Here is a 15,379-nt window from a genome sequence, read left to right on the forward strand (position 1 = left end):
AGATAACACGATGCAGTGGCCGCAAATTGAATATGCCTGGGTCTGGATTCTGGTCGCGTTGGTGGTGGTCTACGCGCTTGGCCTTTGGCTGGGCGCCAAGGGCAGGGTGGTGGTTTACCGCAACTACTACGACGTCATGCTGGTAGCGGGGCTCTACATATTGCCAGTGCTGATGACACCGGCGTTTATCCTGCTGGGCGGCAAGGAGGCTCTTAATGAGCTGACGGCTGGCTTGTTTATTGTGCTGCTGGTGCTGGAGGGGGGGCTGCTGGCGTTTGTTCTGCTGCGTACCGTTGCGGATAATCTCAATCCGCTAAAAGCCCTGCTGGCGCTGTACGTAAAAATTCCCACAGCGCTGTTTTTCTCCTTCAACCTGTTGGAGTCATTCACAGCCAAAACGGGCCGCGCTAGGCGTCAATCGATTTTCTGGACGCTGTTTATGATCCCGGTGATCCATGCGTTAGTGCATGACAAAAAGACCGGCAAACTACCTTCCCGCTTTAGCCGCTAGCAACGCTTGGCTAGAGCACTTTGAGCCCCCCATCGAATACGTCACGGCCTTCTTCAAACTGGATCGGGAAGAGAATTACAGGCGGAAGTGGGCGTTTTTCACCAAGGAGCACACTGCATGAACCTATGGATCAAAGGCTTCGCTCTCAGCGTACTGTCCGCCTCGTTGCTGGCATGTGGCCCACAGCCACTAAGTGAAGAAGAAAAGGCGCTGGTGTCGGCACTGAAAACCGAGCAGCAGAGGGTTACTCAGGATATCACCAATGCTGAAGCCAAATCAGACCAGTACTCTGGTGGTCTACTCAAGGGCTTGATCGACATGCGCCTTGAGGTACTACGTACCAACAAGGCATTAATTGACCAGCGCATTCACGCCATCGAGGCACGTGCTCCGGTAACCCTACAGGTAATCAACTACGCACCCGATACGGCACTGGTCACCGAGCTGGAGCAGAATATTGCTAATGCCAACGAAGAACTCAAAGCCGCTCGAGCCGAGGCAAGCCTCTACAGCGGCGGTCTGATTCAGGCCCTCAAGCTATCGGCGGTTGCCACCCAGGAGCAGACGCTAGCGATGCTCAATCAGCGCTTGCTGGTTGCCCGTTATGGTCTGGCAGCACCGCAGAACTCAAAAGTGGATGGGGCTGCCACCCCGGTCGTCGCCTCCGCCAGTACCCCAGTGGAAGCCAATGCCACCTTGCCGGCTGGCGAAGGCCCGTTCGGGCTGCAGATGGGATTGGGCCGGGATATTGTCGAGAAGATGACAGGTAAAACCCTAACGCAAATTCCCGGAGAGCCAAATCGCTACCGAGTCGACACCCTGCCAAAAACACACAATGAATTCGAAAGCTACGTGCTGAAGTTTTCTTCAGCTCATGGCCTGTGCTCGATCATGGCGATCGGTCGTGACATCAGCGCGGATAGCTTCGGCATTGCCGTGAAGAGCCGATTTAGTGAGCTGGAGGAAGGGTTGTCCAGCCTTTATGGTCGACCAGAAAAGACCGACTTGCTAATCCCTGGCAGCATTTGGAAAGACCCGGTCGACTGGATGATGGCCATTCGCAAAGAGGAACGTATCTTGGCCTCCTCTTGGGAATCCTCTGTATCAGCTCCGCTGAAGAATGATCTCAAGCAAATCTTTCTCATGGCCAATGCAACCAGTACCGACAAAGGCTATTTGAAGCTTGAGTATGCGTTCAGCAATTACGAGCTCTGTGACCAAGAGATCAAGCAGAAGAAAAGTGACGCGCTATGACCGCCTTATGGATAACAAGCAAATCCTCAACCCCAACCCCTATAAGCCGCGCGGGCATTCTTTTGCCAGGGATCAATAATGACAGGCATGAAAAAGCAGCATAGTGACGAATATCTGTACAAGGTTGCACATGAAGAACTGGAGGTGCTCGAGGGCATTATCGATTATGCCGAACGCATGATTCGTGAAGGAGATCTCTCTTATCGTGACCTCAAGCGTAACGCCTATGGCAAGGCCCTGGTCATCAGGCGGGGAATTGGTGGAGTTGCCACATACCGGTTGGGCATGCATTCGTTGGTATATCCGAAGGCAAGTTCCGGCTATGCCACCCCTCACTCACCTATTGGTCGGCTGCTGGCTGTGGCTGGAATGGGATTTGAGGGCTGTTCACTGGCCTGGGGAGACTATGAGGTGGAGGAGGAGCGACAGTTCCGCCGCCATAGTTTTGAAGAACTGGAACAGCATGCTCGCAACTTTCTGGCAATGGGGGTCGAGAATGCCAGTGGGCAGGGAAAGGTAGTGGATCTGAGAGCCTTTGTTGGCAAAGTTATAGCAAAAGCGCAGCAGTTGCGCGCCTTCAAAGGCACCCCCATGACTGGCATGCCTAGCGAAGCTATTGAGGGCCAGAAGTTGGAGGCCACACCAGCGCGGGATGAAGTGACGATCTCGGTTGAACCTCCCTCGGTTTTCGATAAGTTGCCAGTTTTGAAAATTGTTGATGATGAAGAAAACGAGGTGGTGCACCCGCTCGACCTCGATGACCTTGAAGAAGAGCCGGACACAGAAGCCTCTGAGCGCATGAGCTTGGACGAACACTTCTTTCTGAACCGCACGCGCAATCAAGACAAAATCATTTCTCGCTCCCCGGTCGGGCCCATGTGGGTGGAAGGTATTGCCGGTTCAGGTAAAACTTCTGCTGCGCTCGGACGCACCAAGATGCTCTGCGACTTTAACTCGAATGATGTCTCGGATCGGGCGACATTTCGGACCATTCTGGGTGACGACTTCGATTACTGGGAGGGCAAATTCGCCGGCAAGTTCTCCCAGGAAGGGAGTGTTGGCTTCGTACGTACGGCCGAGCTGATTCAATACCTCAAAGAGACTTGCAGCAAACTGGGTATGCCCAGCTTGCCTGTGCAGGAATATCACGAGTTGCGTTCCAGACTGCGCAACTATCGTCAACTGGAAACCTCTGGAGACGCAGGCAAACGCTTCAAACATAGCAGTGTCGAAGGCCCTGCCCCGATCTCCACGCTTGCGTGGCTCAATGCTGCACGTTTGGCTGTAGCACGAGTGATTGCTGCCAACTTTCGGGAACAGTTAGCTTACCTGGACAGTGAGCCTGGGCAACGATTTACGGCTCATCAACGCGCTTTGTTGGCCATAGCCAACAAAGCGCTTTCCTCCAGCGTGAATGAGTTTATCCAACAGCTGATGTTGCCCGTTTCTACAGAGCGGGTTCTGCATGGTCTTGCCGCCAACTTGATTGAGACGAGTCAGGCATTGGCCCAGCGTATCCTCGGTCCGGATACGCTGAGCATCCATTTGGCCGGCCACGTTGTGTACGGCAACGGCAACCCGGAACTGGCCAAACGCTTGGCCGAATTGCCGGTCGACCTCTTTGTGTCACCGGAACGGGCGCTGATTCTGTACCGAGAGGACACGTCCAGCACGGGGACTGGGCAAAAGGTGCAGCTGTGCTCATCCAGTGGGCGTTATCAGTTCCTGTCACCAGCTAAGCAACCGCTATCATTTGAGGCAGCATTGAACGCTTCACGGGCGGGCGAGGATGTCCGTGTGTTGCTGCCATCTATCACGGGAGGGCAGAGCTTTGAGGTCAGGTTCCTGGCCGTTAGTGAGCTGTTCATTTCCCTGGGGCGTCCCCAGTCCTTGCTGTATCTCGAAGATGGCGCCCTGAAATGGCTTAAGATTGTTCGAGCTGTTGGTAGCCTTGCTCTTCCGGGCGAGGACAAGCAGTCACAGCTGACGGTGCGTAAGATTTTCCTCAAATCGGCATTGGACCATTTTGTTAAACCATTAAAAGGTTTTGCTGGGCTTTATTCCCGGGCATTACATAATCACGCTGACGCCTTCCCCAGCGCACAAGCCGTGCAGCAGGTATTGCAGCGTATTGAAGACCAGCGTTTGAACGATGCAGACATCGATCTTTTGCTGTGTCTGGCCCACGATCTGAGTTTCGGCGTAACGGCCAAAGTACATCCTAGCTTGCGCGAGCCGGCTTATTATCAGAGCGTATTCGTCGACGAAGTCCAAGACTTCACCGAGCAGCAGATCTATCTGATGAATTGCCAGGCAGATCCCAGCTATAGCGCTATTACCGTAGTTGGGGATCGTTCGCAGCAGCTTTTGCGCAATGAGGAAATGCACATCGACGCATGCTTCCCAATCGGCACGCGCCCAGAATTTGTGAGCCTAGACGAGAATCTAAGGCAGAAAGGACAGCCGGAGCTGGCCAGCTTCAGTGCGATGTTACGCAAACTGTTCGAGCACGGAGCCGCCCCGGATGTACAGAAGTTGAATGCTGCGTTGCTGCATGATCAGCAGAGCCCGCAAGGCGCATTTACCCTGCGCGGGTTTTCCGGACGGGATGAGGAGTTCAGATACCTGTGCAGTTTGATTGCCGATATTCCTGAGAACCAGACAGTTGCTGTTGTCCTGCCCGACCAAGAAACAGCCCAAGAGCTGCATGCATATTGCGAACAGGAATTGGAAGGCAGCTTCCGCAAGATGAGTATGTCCGAGCATATCGACCTGTCTAAGAAGTACCTTGTGCACTTCACATCGGTGCTGCATGTGAAGGGGCTGGAGTTCGATATTGTGCTACTGCCTATGATCGAGAAGTACGACCTTAGCCAGCCAGTGTTCAGAAACCGGCTGTACGTTGGGTGCTCTAGGGCCAGGCAGCGGCTGGTAATGAGCCGATTGAGTAAGCGAATTGATGCCAGGGATTGACTAAACAATGGAAGCCAACAGCCGCCCTCTACTGCGGATCTTTGAACCTACTGTGTGCTACCAGATTCCTCTGTTCCAGAGGCCTTATGTCTGGAAACGGGAAAATAACTGGCAGCCGCTGTGGGAGGACTTCGAGCGACTGCTCGGCGTGGTGCTGGCTGGTGAGAAGCTGCGCCCGCACTTCCTCGGTGCCGTGGTACTCGAACAGCTACGCAACGATACCGGCTCGGTACAGTGCCGTCAGGTCATTGATGGACAGCAGCGCTTCACCACTCTGCAACTGCTGCTGATCGCCGTCCGAGATCTGTGCCGCAGGCTGGGCATCGAGCGTTTTGCCGGTCGTTTCGAGTCGCTCGTTTCCAACAGTGACACGATGGTCGATGATGCCTCGGAAGTGCGAAAGCTACTGCCAACTAATGCAGACCGCCAAGCATATGCGCTGGTGCACGGGGCAGGTAGTCCGGATGCGCTGCAGCAGCAGGCACAGAAGAAAAGCATGGAGTTCAGCCACGAGCAGGGCATCATAGGAGCTTACCTGTACTTCTATCAGCAGCTCGAGGGCTGGCTGCGGACGGACGCTGCAGAAGCCGAAGTCTTGCAGGATAAGCAACTGGATGCGCTTTGGGCCGTGGTCCGCAATGGTCTGCAACTGGTGGTAATCGATCTGGGCGAGGACGATGAGTCCCAGGTGATCTTCGAGACGCTAAATGCCCGTGGCACCCAACTACTGCCGGCCGATCTGATCAAGAACTTTTTATTCCGCCGCGCGCAGGCCGAGGGCAGCGATATCGATACGCTGTATGAGGACAACTGGGCTGAGTTCGATGGCGATTTCTGGCGCGAAGAGATCAAGCAGGGCCGAGAGAATCGCCCACGCATCGACATATTCACCCGCCACTTCCTTACTCTGGTCATGCGCCGCGATATCCGTGTCGGGCACATCTTCAACGAGTACAAGAGCTACGTGCAGTACGCTGCCGACTCGGACTCGTACTTTATCGAACCGGCTAGCTCGGCCAGTGAGCATATCTCCCTGCTCAAAACCTATGCCGGACACTTCCGCGAGTTCTCCTCGCCAACGCCGGGCACACGTTTGGCCAGGTTTCTGGCACGCCTCGAAGTGATCGACACCTCGACAGTCTATCCATTGTTGTTACTGTGCAGCCAGCAGCTGCGGTTGCAGCAGCAAGAGGAGTTTGAGGCGATCCTGACGTTAGTCGAGTCTTTCCTGTTCCGCCGGATGATTTGTGGCCTGACCACCAAAAACTACAACCGCCTGTTCCTCGACCTGATCCGTCATCTTGAGCGAGAAAAGCAGATCACGGCGCAGTTGGTAAGCGCTTTCCTGATCTCCAGCGATGGAGAAAGCGTGCGTTTCCCAACAGATACCGAGTTGAAGACAGCTCTGCTCGACTACCCATTGTACCAGTGGTGGCCGCAGTACCGGGTGCGGGCAGTGCTCAAGGCCTTGGAGCGAGCATTGGTGCATGCCAAGAGCGAGGCAACCAGCTTGCCGAAGGGTTTAACCATTGAACACATCTTGCCCGTAACCTGGCAGGAGCATTGGCCACTGCCTGCGGATGTTCAGGGCGATCTGCAGAAAAAGCTCGAGTTTAGCCAGCGCCGCGACCGTCTCAAGCACACGCTCGGCAACCTGACATTGGTGACCGTCAGCTTGAATCCTGCGTTGTCCAACTCCTCCTGGTCCGTCAAAAAGCCGGAACTGTTGAAGTGGAGTAAGCTGAACCTGAGCCGCGATCTGCATGATCATGCGGAATGGGCGGAGGAGGCGATTCTTTCCAGGGGTAAAACCCTTGCTAAGGCTGCCATTGAAATATGGCCATATCCGGATCAGTCATAGCTAGTGGATTGTTCCCAGCGGTAGACGGTATCGAGCTTTGTAAGCGAGGAATAATGATTTCGTAAAACAAGAAGGGCTTTCTACGCGGGCTGAACAGCAGTTTCTTTGTACGTAATCTGCTGCCATCCCATAAAGTCGATGCGATTGGACGGCATGGCGTGAGCGGCCCCGCACAGTGAGTAGCTACGTAAGACTATTTTGCAGACCGGCATGTAGGAGGCGGGGTGGGTGAAGGTTCAGCATGCCCGCAAGCAGTTGAATGCAGCAGTGCAAGTGTGTCAGGCAATGGTTTTAAGCCGGTCGCAGGAGGGGCCTGGCGTGGTCCGGTGAGAGTTCAGGATGCTCCCTTCGCTAGTCGCCCATGAGATTAAAGGCGGGCTGGAAAACTCTCTGGGCAGTGCGTTCCCTGTGACCACTCCCAATGTAGCGAGCGTGGGTGCGCTGATCCTCCATTTCTGCGCAGCCATCCCAAACGCTGGTGGCCGTGGGTGGCGAGCCGCACTTCAGGCTTGATGTTCATCTAGTAAACGCATCATCAGCCGCAGTTGGCTTGGATCTTTTTCACACGCCAAAGCCCGTTCCTTTATCATCCATGCAATTTGCATGGATGGTGGGCCTAAAGGCCCCCTTTGCCGCCTTGGCAGCAGTGATCGGAACAGCCCTATATGAACGCCGTAGAAATCGAACAAGCCATCACCGACCTGGCCAGCCAGCCGTTTGACCGGGTCGAGTTCCCTTATGCCTTCCTGCAGGCCTTCGGTAATAAGGAAACCACCCTCAAGCGCCTGCGTTCGGGCGCAACCAACAAGTCCGATCTGGGCGGTGTGCTGCAGACCAGCAATATCCACCTGGCCGTGTGTGAGCCAGGCAAGGTCACCGAGACCCTGGCGACACTCAAGTCCAGCCCCGCGACGGCCCGTGCCAAGGCCAAATACGTGCTCGCTACCGATGGCGAGACGCTGGAAGCTGAGGAGCTGGAAAGCGGCGAGACGGTCGCCTGCGACTACCCGCAGTTTCCTGACCACTTCGGCTTTTTCCTGCCGCTGGCAGGTATTTCCACGGTCAAGCAGATCCGTGAGAACTCCTTCGACATCCGCGCGACCAGCCGTCTGAATCGACTCTATGTGGAGCTGCTCAAGGACAACCCTGCCTGGGGCACGGCCGAACGCCGCCATGAGATGAACCATTTCATGGCGCGGCTGATCTTCTGCTTCTTCGCTGAAGATACCGACATTTTCAATGGCACCGGTCTGTTCACCGACACACTCACGCAGATGAGCGACCGCGATTCAAGCAATCTGCATGAGGTGATGGGCGAAATCTTCCGCGCCATGAACACGCCGATTGCTCAGCGAGCTTCGGCAAATCTGCCGCGTTGGGCGGATGCTTTCCCGTACGTCAACGGTGGGCTGTTCTCGGGTGAGCCGGATGTACCGCGCTTTTCCCGCATTGCGCGTAGCTACCTGCTGCATATCGGTGCGCTGGATTGGAAGCAGATCAATCCCGATATCTTCGGCTCCATGATCCAGGCCGTGGCGGACGACGAGGAGCGCGGCTCACTAGGCATGCACTACACCAGCGTGCCCAATATCCTAAAGGTACTGAACCCGCTGTTACTCGATGAGCTTCGCGCCAAGCTGGAAGAGGCCGGTGACAACCCGCGCATGTTGCTCAACCTACGCAAACGTCTGGCACGTATTCGAGTGTTTGATCCGGCCTGTGGTTCGGGCAATTTCCTGGTCATCGCCTACAAGCAGCTGCGCGAAATTGAAAACACGATCAATGAGCGTCGTGGCGAGCCTGGGCGTAAGAGCGATATTCCTCTCACCAATTTCCGAGGTATCGAGCTGCGGGACTTCTCTGCTGAGATTGCTCGACTGGCCCTAATCATCGCTGAGTATCAATGCGATGTGCTGTACCGAGGACAAAAAGAGGCTCTGCTGGAATTTCTGCCGTTGAGCAGTCAGAACTGGATTACTCGTGGCAATGCCCTACAGGTGGATTGGCTTAGTACCTGCCCGCCAACAGGGACCGGGGTTAGGCTTACAGCCGATGACCTTTTCCAGAGTCCACTGGATCAGGCCCAGATTGACTTCGAGAACGAAGGTGGCGAGACCTACATCTGCGGCAACCCGCCGTATTTGGGCAGTACCTGGCAAAGTGATGATCAAAAAGACGATCTCAGGAAGCTCTTTGACAGTCGAGTAAAAAACTGGAAATCCTTGGACTACGTTGCCGGCTGGTTCCTCAAGGCGGCTGACTATTGCCGTCATGCCAATGCAGCAGCTGCGTTTGTATCGACCAATTCCATTTGCCAGGGGCAGCAAGTCTCTATTCTTTGGCCAGAGATTTTTGCTGCTGGATGCGAAATAGAGTTTTCTTATAATTCTTTTAAATGGTCGAATCTGGCTGCGCACAATGCAGGGGTGACAGTATCCATCATTGGAATATCTTCTCACCTTAAGAAGACGAAGCGCTTATTTTCGGTGGGCGCTGGCGGTGAAGTTGTTGAAAAGCAGTGCAGTGCTATTAATGCATACCTTGTGGCCGGTGATAGCATAATCATTGAGAAGTCCTCAAGACCATTATGCGGTCAAGGTGCAATGGACTTTGGTAGTAAGCCTGTAGATGGAGGGTACTTGCTTTTATCTCGGGATGAACTAGAGGGCTTAGACCTAAAGCCAGAAGAGCGCACGCGATTTGTCCGCCGACTTTATGGATCTGCAGAGTTTATTCGAGGTCTGGAGCGTTACTGCTTGTGGATTGACGATGAGCATTTGGATCAGGCGAGCTCAATCCAAGCTATTGCAAAGCGTATCGAGTCTGTACGCGATATGAGGTTAGCGAGCAGCAAGGTAGCTACTAATGCCTCTGCGCAGAGAGCACATAGTTTCGGTGAGATTAGGCAGAATGGAGACGAGATTGTCATTGCCGTGCCGGCAATCAGTTCTGAAAATCGCGATTACCTTCCGGTTGGGCTGTTGCCGGTTGGAACCATTATTTCGAACAAGTGTTATGCCCTATTCAATGCGCCACTTTGGAACTTGTCGCTAATTGCTTCACGTCTGCATTGGGTTTGGATCGGCACTGTCTGTGTTCGTATGAGAACTGACTTCTCTTATTCCAATACGCTGGGCTGGAACACATTTCCCATACCCGTATTGACCGAGAAAAACAAAGCTGATCTCACACGTTGTGCTGAAGATATCCTTCTTGCCCGAGAAGCCCATTTCCCGGCCACAATTGCAGATCTCTACGACATTGCCACCATGCCTGAGAATCTACGCGCCGCCCATCAGCGTAACGATGAAGTGTTGGAGCGCATCTATATCGGTCGCTGCTTCAAAAACGACACCGAGCGTCTGGAAAAGCTGTTCGAGTTGTATACCGAAATGACGGCCAAACAGAAGCCACGGAAGGCCAAGTAATGAATGTAAGCGCTCCATAAACCCCACCTTCAACTGAACTATCCGTTTCCGGATGCTGGGCTCCCTGTTTTTCCCTGTGGAGCCCCGTCATGATGCGTCCCGACGCCAAAGTGCAAAAGGTCTACCTCTACCCAAAGCCCGTCGACTTCCGCAAATCCATCAACGGCCTGGCCGCCCTGGTCGAGTTGGACATCAAGGTGGAGGTGTTCAACCCGGTGCTGTTCGTCTTCCTCAACCGTACCCGTAGCCAGGTCAAGATCCTCTACTGGGAACGCAATGGCTTCTGCCTGTGGCTCAAGCGTCTGGAGGCTGAGCGCTTCAAGACCAAACCTGATGCTGGCGACGAGGCCATCGAACTGACGGTCGACGAGCTGAACTGGCTACTCGACGGCATCGACCTGTGGCGTAACCGTCCGCATCAGGTTCTGACGCCACGCTTCGTGGCCTGAGCCGGTATAATCCGGCGCCATGAAATTTGGCGCCGACAACCTTCCCGACGACCTCGTCCTGCTCAAGGCTCTGATTCTGCAATTGCAGGAAGAGAACGCCCTGCTGCGCCACAAACTGTTCTCTCCCAAGTCCGAGCGCAGCCCTGAAGATGCCGACTCACCGCAGCTGGCCATGTTCAATGAGGCCGAAGAGCTGATCGACGCAGCCGACGCGCCAAGCGAAGCCGAAGCCGAAGCCGAAGAAGTCGTTGCGCCGGTCAAGCGTCGTGGCAAGCGCAAGCCGCTGCCGGCCAATCTGCCGCGCGTCGACGTCATCCATGAACTGCCCGAGCACGAACTGACCTGCGCCTGCGGCGCCTGCAAACAGGTCATCGGTGAAGAGACCAGCGAGCAGCTGGAGATCATCCCGATGCAGGTGCGGGTGATCCGTCACATCCGCAAGACCTACGCCTGCAAGGCCTGTGAAATGGCTCCGGTCACCGCCGACAAGCCGGCGCAACTGATCGAAAAGAGCCTGGCCAGCCCCAGCGTGCTGGCGATGCTGCTGACCACCAAGTACGCCGACGGTATCCCGCTGTACCGCTTCGAGAAAATGCTCAGCCGCCACGGCGTCGAGATCCCGCGCCAGACGTTGGCGCGCTGGGTGATCCAGAGCGGTGAACAACTGCAGCCGCTGCTCAACCTGATGCGCGACAAGCTGCTGGACTACCCGGTATTGCACTGCGACGAAACCCGCCTGCAGGTGCTGCATGAGCCGGGACGCGATCCCGCTGCGCAATCCTGGATGTGGGTGCAAAGCGGGGGGCCGCCGGACAAGCCGGTAATCCTCTTCGACTACACCACTAGCCGCGCGCAGGAGGTGCCGCTGCGCCTGCTCGACGGCTATCGCGGCTACCTGATGACCGACGACTACGCCGGCTACAACGCCGTGTCCGCGCAAGAAGGCATCGAACGCCTGGCCTGCTGGGCGCATGCGCGGCGCAAGTTCGTCGAAGCGCAGAAAGTGCAGCCCAAGGGCAAGACCGGCCGTGCCGACATGGCACTGAACCTGATCAACAAACTCTACGGCATCGAACGCGACCTGAAAGCAGCCAGCGACAGCGAACGCCTGACGGCTCGCCTGCAACGCAGCCAACCGCTACTCGATCAACTCAAGACCTGGCTGGACAAGACCCAGCCGCAGGTCGCCGGTCAGACGGCCCTGGGCAAGGCGGTGAATTACCTGGCCAGCAACTGGAGCAAGCTGGTGCGCTACGTCGAGGGCGGGCACCTGCCGATCGACAACAACCGCGCCGAGAATGCCATCCGCCCGTTCGTCATCGGGCGCAAGAACTGGCTGTTCAGCGACACGCCCAAGGGCGCCACGGCCAGCGCGCAGATCTATAGCCTGATCGAAACCGCCAAGGCTAATGGGCGAGAGCCCTATGCCTGGCTGCGTCATATCCTCGAACGGTTACCTATGGCACAGAGCGTCGAGGACTACGAAGCGCTGCTGCCGTGGAATTGCTCGCCAGCTTCTGCCCCTACTTCCTGAAAATAAACCCGTTCGCCAGGACGGGGTTTATGGAGCGCTTACTAATGAATGAACTTATCCTGATCAAATACGCGGGCATGAAGCCCTGAATGGAAGCGTGACTATGACCCAAACCGTTCCATCAGTCTCCGTCTCTTACGCTCAGAATGGGCGATCCACCAAAGCCAACGAGCTTGGCATGCGTCCTATGCAGGAGCGCGTCTTTGAGCGGCGTGGTGAGCAGTACCTGCTGATCAAGTCGCCGCCTGCATCCGGTAAAAGCCGGGCCTTAATGTTCATTGCTCTGGACAAGCTGGCGCACCAGCACATCAAGCAGGCCATCATCGTGGTGCCGGAGAAATCCATTGGTTCGAGCTTTCACGATGAGCCGCTTAGCCGTCACGGTTTCTGGGCCGACTGGCATGTAGAGCCGCGTTGGAACCTGTGCGATGCACCCGGCACCGACGATGGCGGCAAGGTCAATGCAGTGGGAGCATTCCTGGAAAGCGGCGACCAGGTGCTGGTTTGTACCCATGCCACCTTCCGTTTTGCGGTGGAAAAATTCGGGGTGGCGGCGTTCGATGACCGCTTGATCGCCGTGGACGAGTTCCATCACGTTTCCGCTAACCCCGAAAACAGGCTGGGCACGTACCTGGGCCAGCTGATCGCCCGTGACAAGGTGCACATCGTGGCGATGACCGGCTCTTACTTCCGGGGCGATGCCGAGGCGGTGCTGTCACCCGCTGACGAAGCTCGCTTCGACACCGTGACCTACACCTACTACGAGCAGCTCAACGGCTACGAGCACCTGAAGAAGCTGGATATTGGTTACTACTTCTACTCAGGGGCTTACTCCGACGACATCCTCAAGGTCCTCGATCCGAAAGAAAAGACCATCCTCCACATCCCCAACGTGAACTCTCGCGAGAGCACCAAGGATAAGATTCGCGAGGTGGAGCACATCATTGAAGAGCTGGGCGAGTGGCAGGGCACCGACCCGGTGACGGGCTTCCAGCTGGTGAAGACCGCCGATGGGCGTGTACTGCGTATTGCTGACCTGGTGGATGACGACCCGGCCAAGCGCGATAAAGTCTCGGCTGCCTTGAAAGACCCGGCCCAGAAGAACAACCGCGATCATGTCGATATCATCATCGCGCTGGGCATGGCCAAAGAGGGCTTCGACTGGATCTGGTGCGAGCACGCCCTCACAGTCGGCTACCGGTCCAGCCTGACCGAGATTGTGCAGATCATCGGTCGGGCGACACGCGATGCACCCGGCAAAGCACGGGCACGCTTCACCAACCTCATCGCCGAGCCAGATGCTAGCGAGAAGGTGGTGACCGAGGCGGTGAACGATACGCTCAAGGCGATTGCCGCTAGCCTGCTGATGGAGCAGGTTTTGGCCCCGCGTTTTGAGTTCAAGCCGAAGACTCCTACCTCTGGGCCGCAGGAGGGCTTTGACTACGGTGATGCAGGCTATCAGCCCGACAAGTGCAACGTGGGTTTCAACCATGAAACCGGGCAGCTGCAGATCGAGATCAAAGGTCTGGCCGAACCCAAGAGCCCTGAGGCCAGCCGTATCTGTCAGGAAGACCTGAACGAGGTGATTGCCAGCTTCGTTCAGGACAAGACCAACATCGAACGCGGCCTGTTCGATGAGGAACTGGTTCCCGAAGAGCTGACCCAGCTGCGCATGGGTAAGATCATCCGCGACAAGTACCCCGAACTGGATGCCGAGGATCACGAGGCCGTTCGCCAGCACGCCATTGCTGCACTGAACTTGGCTCAGCAAGCCAAGCAACTGGTGCTGGGTGATGATCTGCAAGGGACCGTCACTGGAGCAAATAGCGCCCCGAGCACTGCCCTGATTGATGGCGTGCGCAAGTTCGCGATGGATGTGCGTGAGCTGGATATCGACCTGATCGACCGGATCAACCCGTTCAGCGAGGCCTACGCCATTCTCGCAAAGACCATGAGCGAGGAAAGTCTCAAGCAGGTTGCGGCAGTGATTGGTGCCAAACGCACTCGCCTGACGCCTGAAGAGGCCAAAGACCTTGCTGTGCGGGCGGTAAAATTCAAGAAAGATCATGGCCGGGTACCTTCCCTGACTGCTCAAGACCCATGGGAGCGGAGCATGGCGGAAGGCGCTGCCGCCTTTATGCGTTTCAAGAAAGAGGGCCGTTATGGCTAACGAATTTGATCTGGATGAGCTGGAAGCGGAGCTTTCCGATTTCGCCGCTTCAGACAAGAAGACCGGCCGCACTCCTCGCGAGGAGCGCATCATTGCCGGCTTCGAAGACATTCAGCGTTTTGTTGAGGAGCACGGCCATGCGCCGCGCCACGGCGATGATAAAGACATCTTCGAGCGCCTGTATGCCGTGCGCCTGGATCGCCTGCGCGATCAGGAAGAATGCCGCACCCTGCTCATGCCTCTCGACCATCAGGGCCTACTGAATGCGTTTGAGGTGCGGGAGCCACAAGGCGACTACACCATGACGGACGACGAACTGTTGGCGGAACTGGCCGGCGACGACGAGGGGGCGGATATTCAGAACCTACGTCATGTTCGCAGCAATGCCGAAAAACGTGAGGCCGAGGAGATTGCACAACGCGAGCGTTGCGAGGACTTTGAGCGGTTCCAGCCGCTGTTTGAGCAAGTGCAGCGCGAGCTGCAGTCGGGCGTTCGAGTTACCCGCACCTTCATCCGGGATGCGAGCATTGAGGAAGGCCAGTTCTTCATTCTCGGTGGGCAGACGGTGTATGTCGCTGATGTTGGCGAGACCTTCAAAGCTCCGAATGGTGAGAGCGATGCCCGGCTAAGGGTGATCTATTCCAACGGTACGGAAAGCAATCTACTGCGTAGATCCTTGCAGCGAGCACTCTACAAGGACGATGCCGGTCGGCGCATTACCGAGGCGGATGCAGGTCCGTTGTTTGGCGACGCATCGGAACCCGATGACATTGAGAGCGGCACCATCTACGTGCTGCGCAGCCACTCAACGCACCCTTTCGTGGCTGAGCATCGCAAGCTGATCCACAAGATCGGTGTCACCGGTGGCAAAGTGGAAACACGTATCGCCGGGGCTGATAAGGATGCCACCTACCTGTTGGCGGATGTTGAGGTGGTCGCCACCTATAAACTGCACAACATCAACCGGACGCGGATGGAAAACCTCTTCCACCGCCTGTTCAGCCCTGCCCAGATTGAGCTGACGATCCCTGATCGCTTCGGAAATCCAGTCAAACCTAGAGAGTGGTTTCTCGTGCCGCTGCACGTTATCAACGAGGCTGTTGAGCGTATTCGCGATGGTTCAATTGCTGGCGTTATTTACGATCCCAAGTCGGCAACGTTGCGAAGTGCCGGCTGAGCCGAACATTTGTCCCGTGAAC

The 15,379-nt window shown here is 56.1% G+C and carries 9 protein-coding genes; all 9 read left to right on the forward strand.

The genetic code is table 11. The features are described 5' to 3' along the window. The first annotated feature begins 10 nt into the window (after positions 1-10). Positions 11-511 carry a hypothetical protein gene (locus J7655_RS05555; RefSeq protein WP_230926908.1) on the forward strand — a complete coding sequence of 167 codons (501 nt, stop codon included), beginning with the start codon at positions 11-13 and terminating at the stop codon, positions 509-511. Between the two features lie 117 nt (positions 512-628). Beyond that, complete coding sequence (locus J7655_RS05560; protein ID WP_230926909.1) at positions 629-1,765, forward strand: hypothetical protein; 1,137 nt, start codon at positions 629-631, stop codon at positions 1,763-1,765. Positions 1,766-1,852: 87 nt separating this feature from the next. After that, complete coding sequence (locus J7655_RS05565; RefSeq protein WP_230926910.1) at positions 1,853-4,738, forward strand: ATP-binding domain-containing protein; 2,886 nt, start codon at positions 1,853-1,855, stop codon at positions 4,736-4,738. 7 nt (positions 4,739-4,745) lie between these two features. Further along, complete coding sequence (locus J7655_RS05570; RefSeq protein WP_230926911.1) at positions 4,746-6,599, forward strand: DUF262 domain-containing protein; 1,854 nt, start codon at positions 4,746-4,748, stop codon at positions 6,597-6,599. A 665-nt stretch (positions 6,600-7,264) separates the two neighbouring features. After that, a complete protein-coding gene (locus tag J7655_RS05575) occupies positions 7,265-10,027 on the forward strand; it encodes a class I SAM-dependent DNA methyltransferase (protein ID WP_230926912.1) in 2,763 nt (920 codons plus the stop codon). Positions 10,028-10,116: 89 nt separating this feature from the next. Then, positions 10,117-10,476, forward strand: a complete 360-nt coding sequence (gene tnpB, locus J7655_RS05580) for an IS66 family insertion sequence element accessory protein TnpB (protein ID WP_058151328.1) — start codon at positions 10,117-10,119, stop codon at positions 10,474-10,476. A gap of 19 nt (positions 10,477-10,495) precedes the next feature. Further along, on the forward strand, positions 10,496-12,010 hold the full coding sequence (gene tnpC / locus J7655_RS05585) for an IS66 family transposase (protein WP_230926913.1): 1,515 nt from the start codon (positions 10,496-10,498) through the stop codon (positions 12,008-12,010). A 178-nt stretch (positions 12,011-12,188) separates the two neighbouring features. Continuing rightward, entirely contained in the window at positions 12,189-14,180 is a 1,992-nt protein-coding gene (locus J7655_RS05590) for a DEAD/DEAH box helicase (RefSeq protein ID WP_476748521.1), read from the forward strand. Then, positions 14,173-15,357 carry a GIY-YIG nuclease family protein gene (locus J7655_RS05595; RefSeq protein ID WP_230926915.1) on the forward strand — a complete coding sequence of 395 codons (1,185 nt, stop codon included), beginning with the start codon at positions 14,173-14,175 and terminating at the stop codon, positions 15,355-15,357. The genes J7655_RS05590 and J7655_RS05595 overlap by 8 nt, the downstream gene beginning before the upstream one ends. The last annotated feature ends 22 nt before the right edge of the window (positions 15,358-15,379 follow it).

The organism is Pseudomonas wenzhouensis (assembly GCF_021029445.1).
GTDB lineage: Bacteria > Pseudomonadota > Gammaproteobacteria > Pseudomonadales > Pseudomonadaceae > Aquipseudomonas > Aquipseudomonas wenzhouensis.

What these genes read in the sequence shown, in the direction of transcription:
- J7655_RS05590 (WP_476748521.1), top strand. Translation starts at nt 12,189, where the DNA reads ATGCGTCCTATGCAGGAGCGCGTCTTTGAGCGGCGTGGTGAGCAGTAC.
- J7655_RS05565 (WP_230926910.1), top strand. Translation starts at nt 1,853, where the DNA reads ATGAAAAAGCAGCATAGTGACGAATATCTGTACAAGGTTGCACATGAA.
- tnpB (WP_058151328.1), top strand. Translation starts at nt 10,117, where the DNA reads ATGATGCGTCCCGACGCCAAAGTGCAAAAGGTCTACCTCTACCCAAAG.
- tnpC (WP_230926913.1), top strand. Translation starts at nt 10,496, where the DNA reads ATGAAATTTGGCGCCGACAACCTTCCCGACGACCTCGTCCTGCTCAAG.
- J7655_RS05555 (WP_230926908.1), top strand. Translation starts at nt 11, where the DNA reads ATGCAGTGGCCGCAAATTGAATATGCCTGGGTCTGGATTCTGGTCGCG.
- J7655_RS05570 (WP_230926911.1), top strand. Translation starts at nt 4,746, where the DNA reads ATGGAAGCCAACAGCCGCCCTCTACTGCGGATCTTTGAACCTACTGTG.
- J7655_RS05595 (WP_230926915.1), top strand. Translation starts at nt 14,173, where the DNA reads ATGGCTAACGAATTTGATCTGGATGAGCTGGAAGCGGAGCTTTCCGAT.
- J7655_RS05575 (WP_230926912.1), top strand. Translation starts at nt 7,265, where the DNA reads ATGAACGCCGTAGAAATCGAACAAGCCATCACCGACCTGGCCAGCCAG.
- J7655_RS05560 (WP_230926909.1), top strand. Translation starts at nt 629, where the DNA reads ATGAACCTATGGATCAAAGGCTTCGCTCTCAGCGTACTGTCCGCCTCG.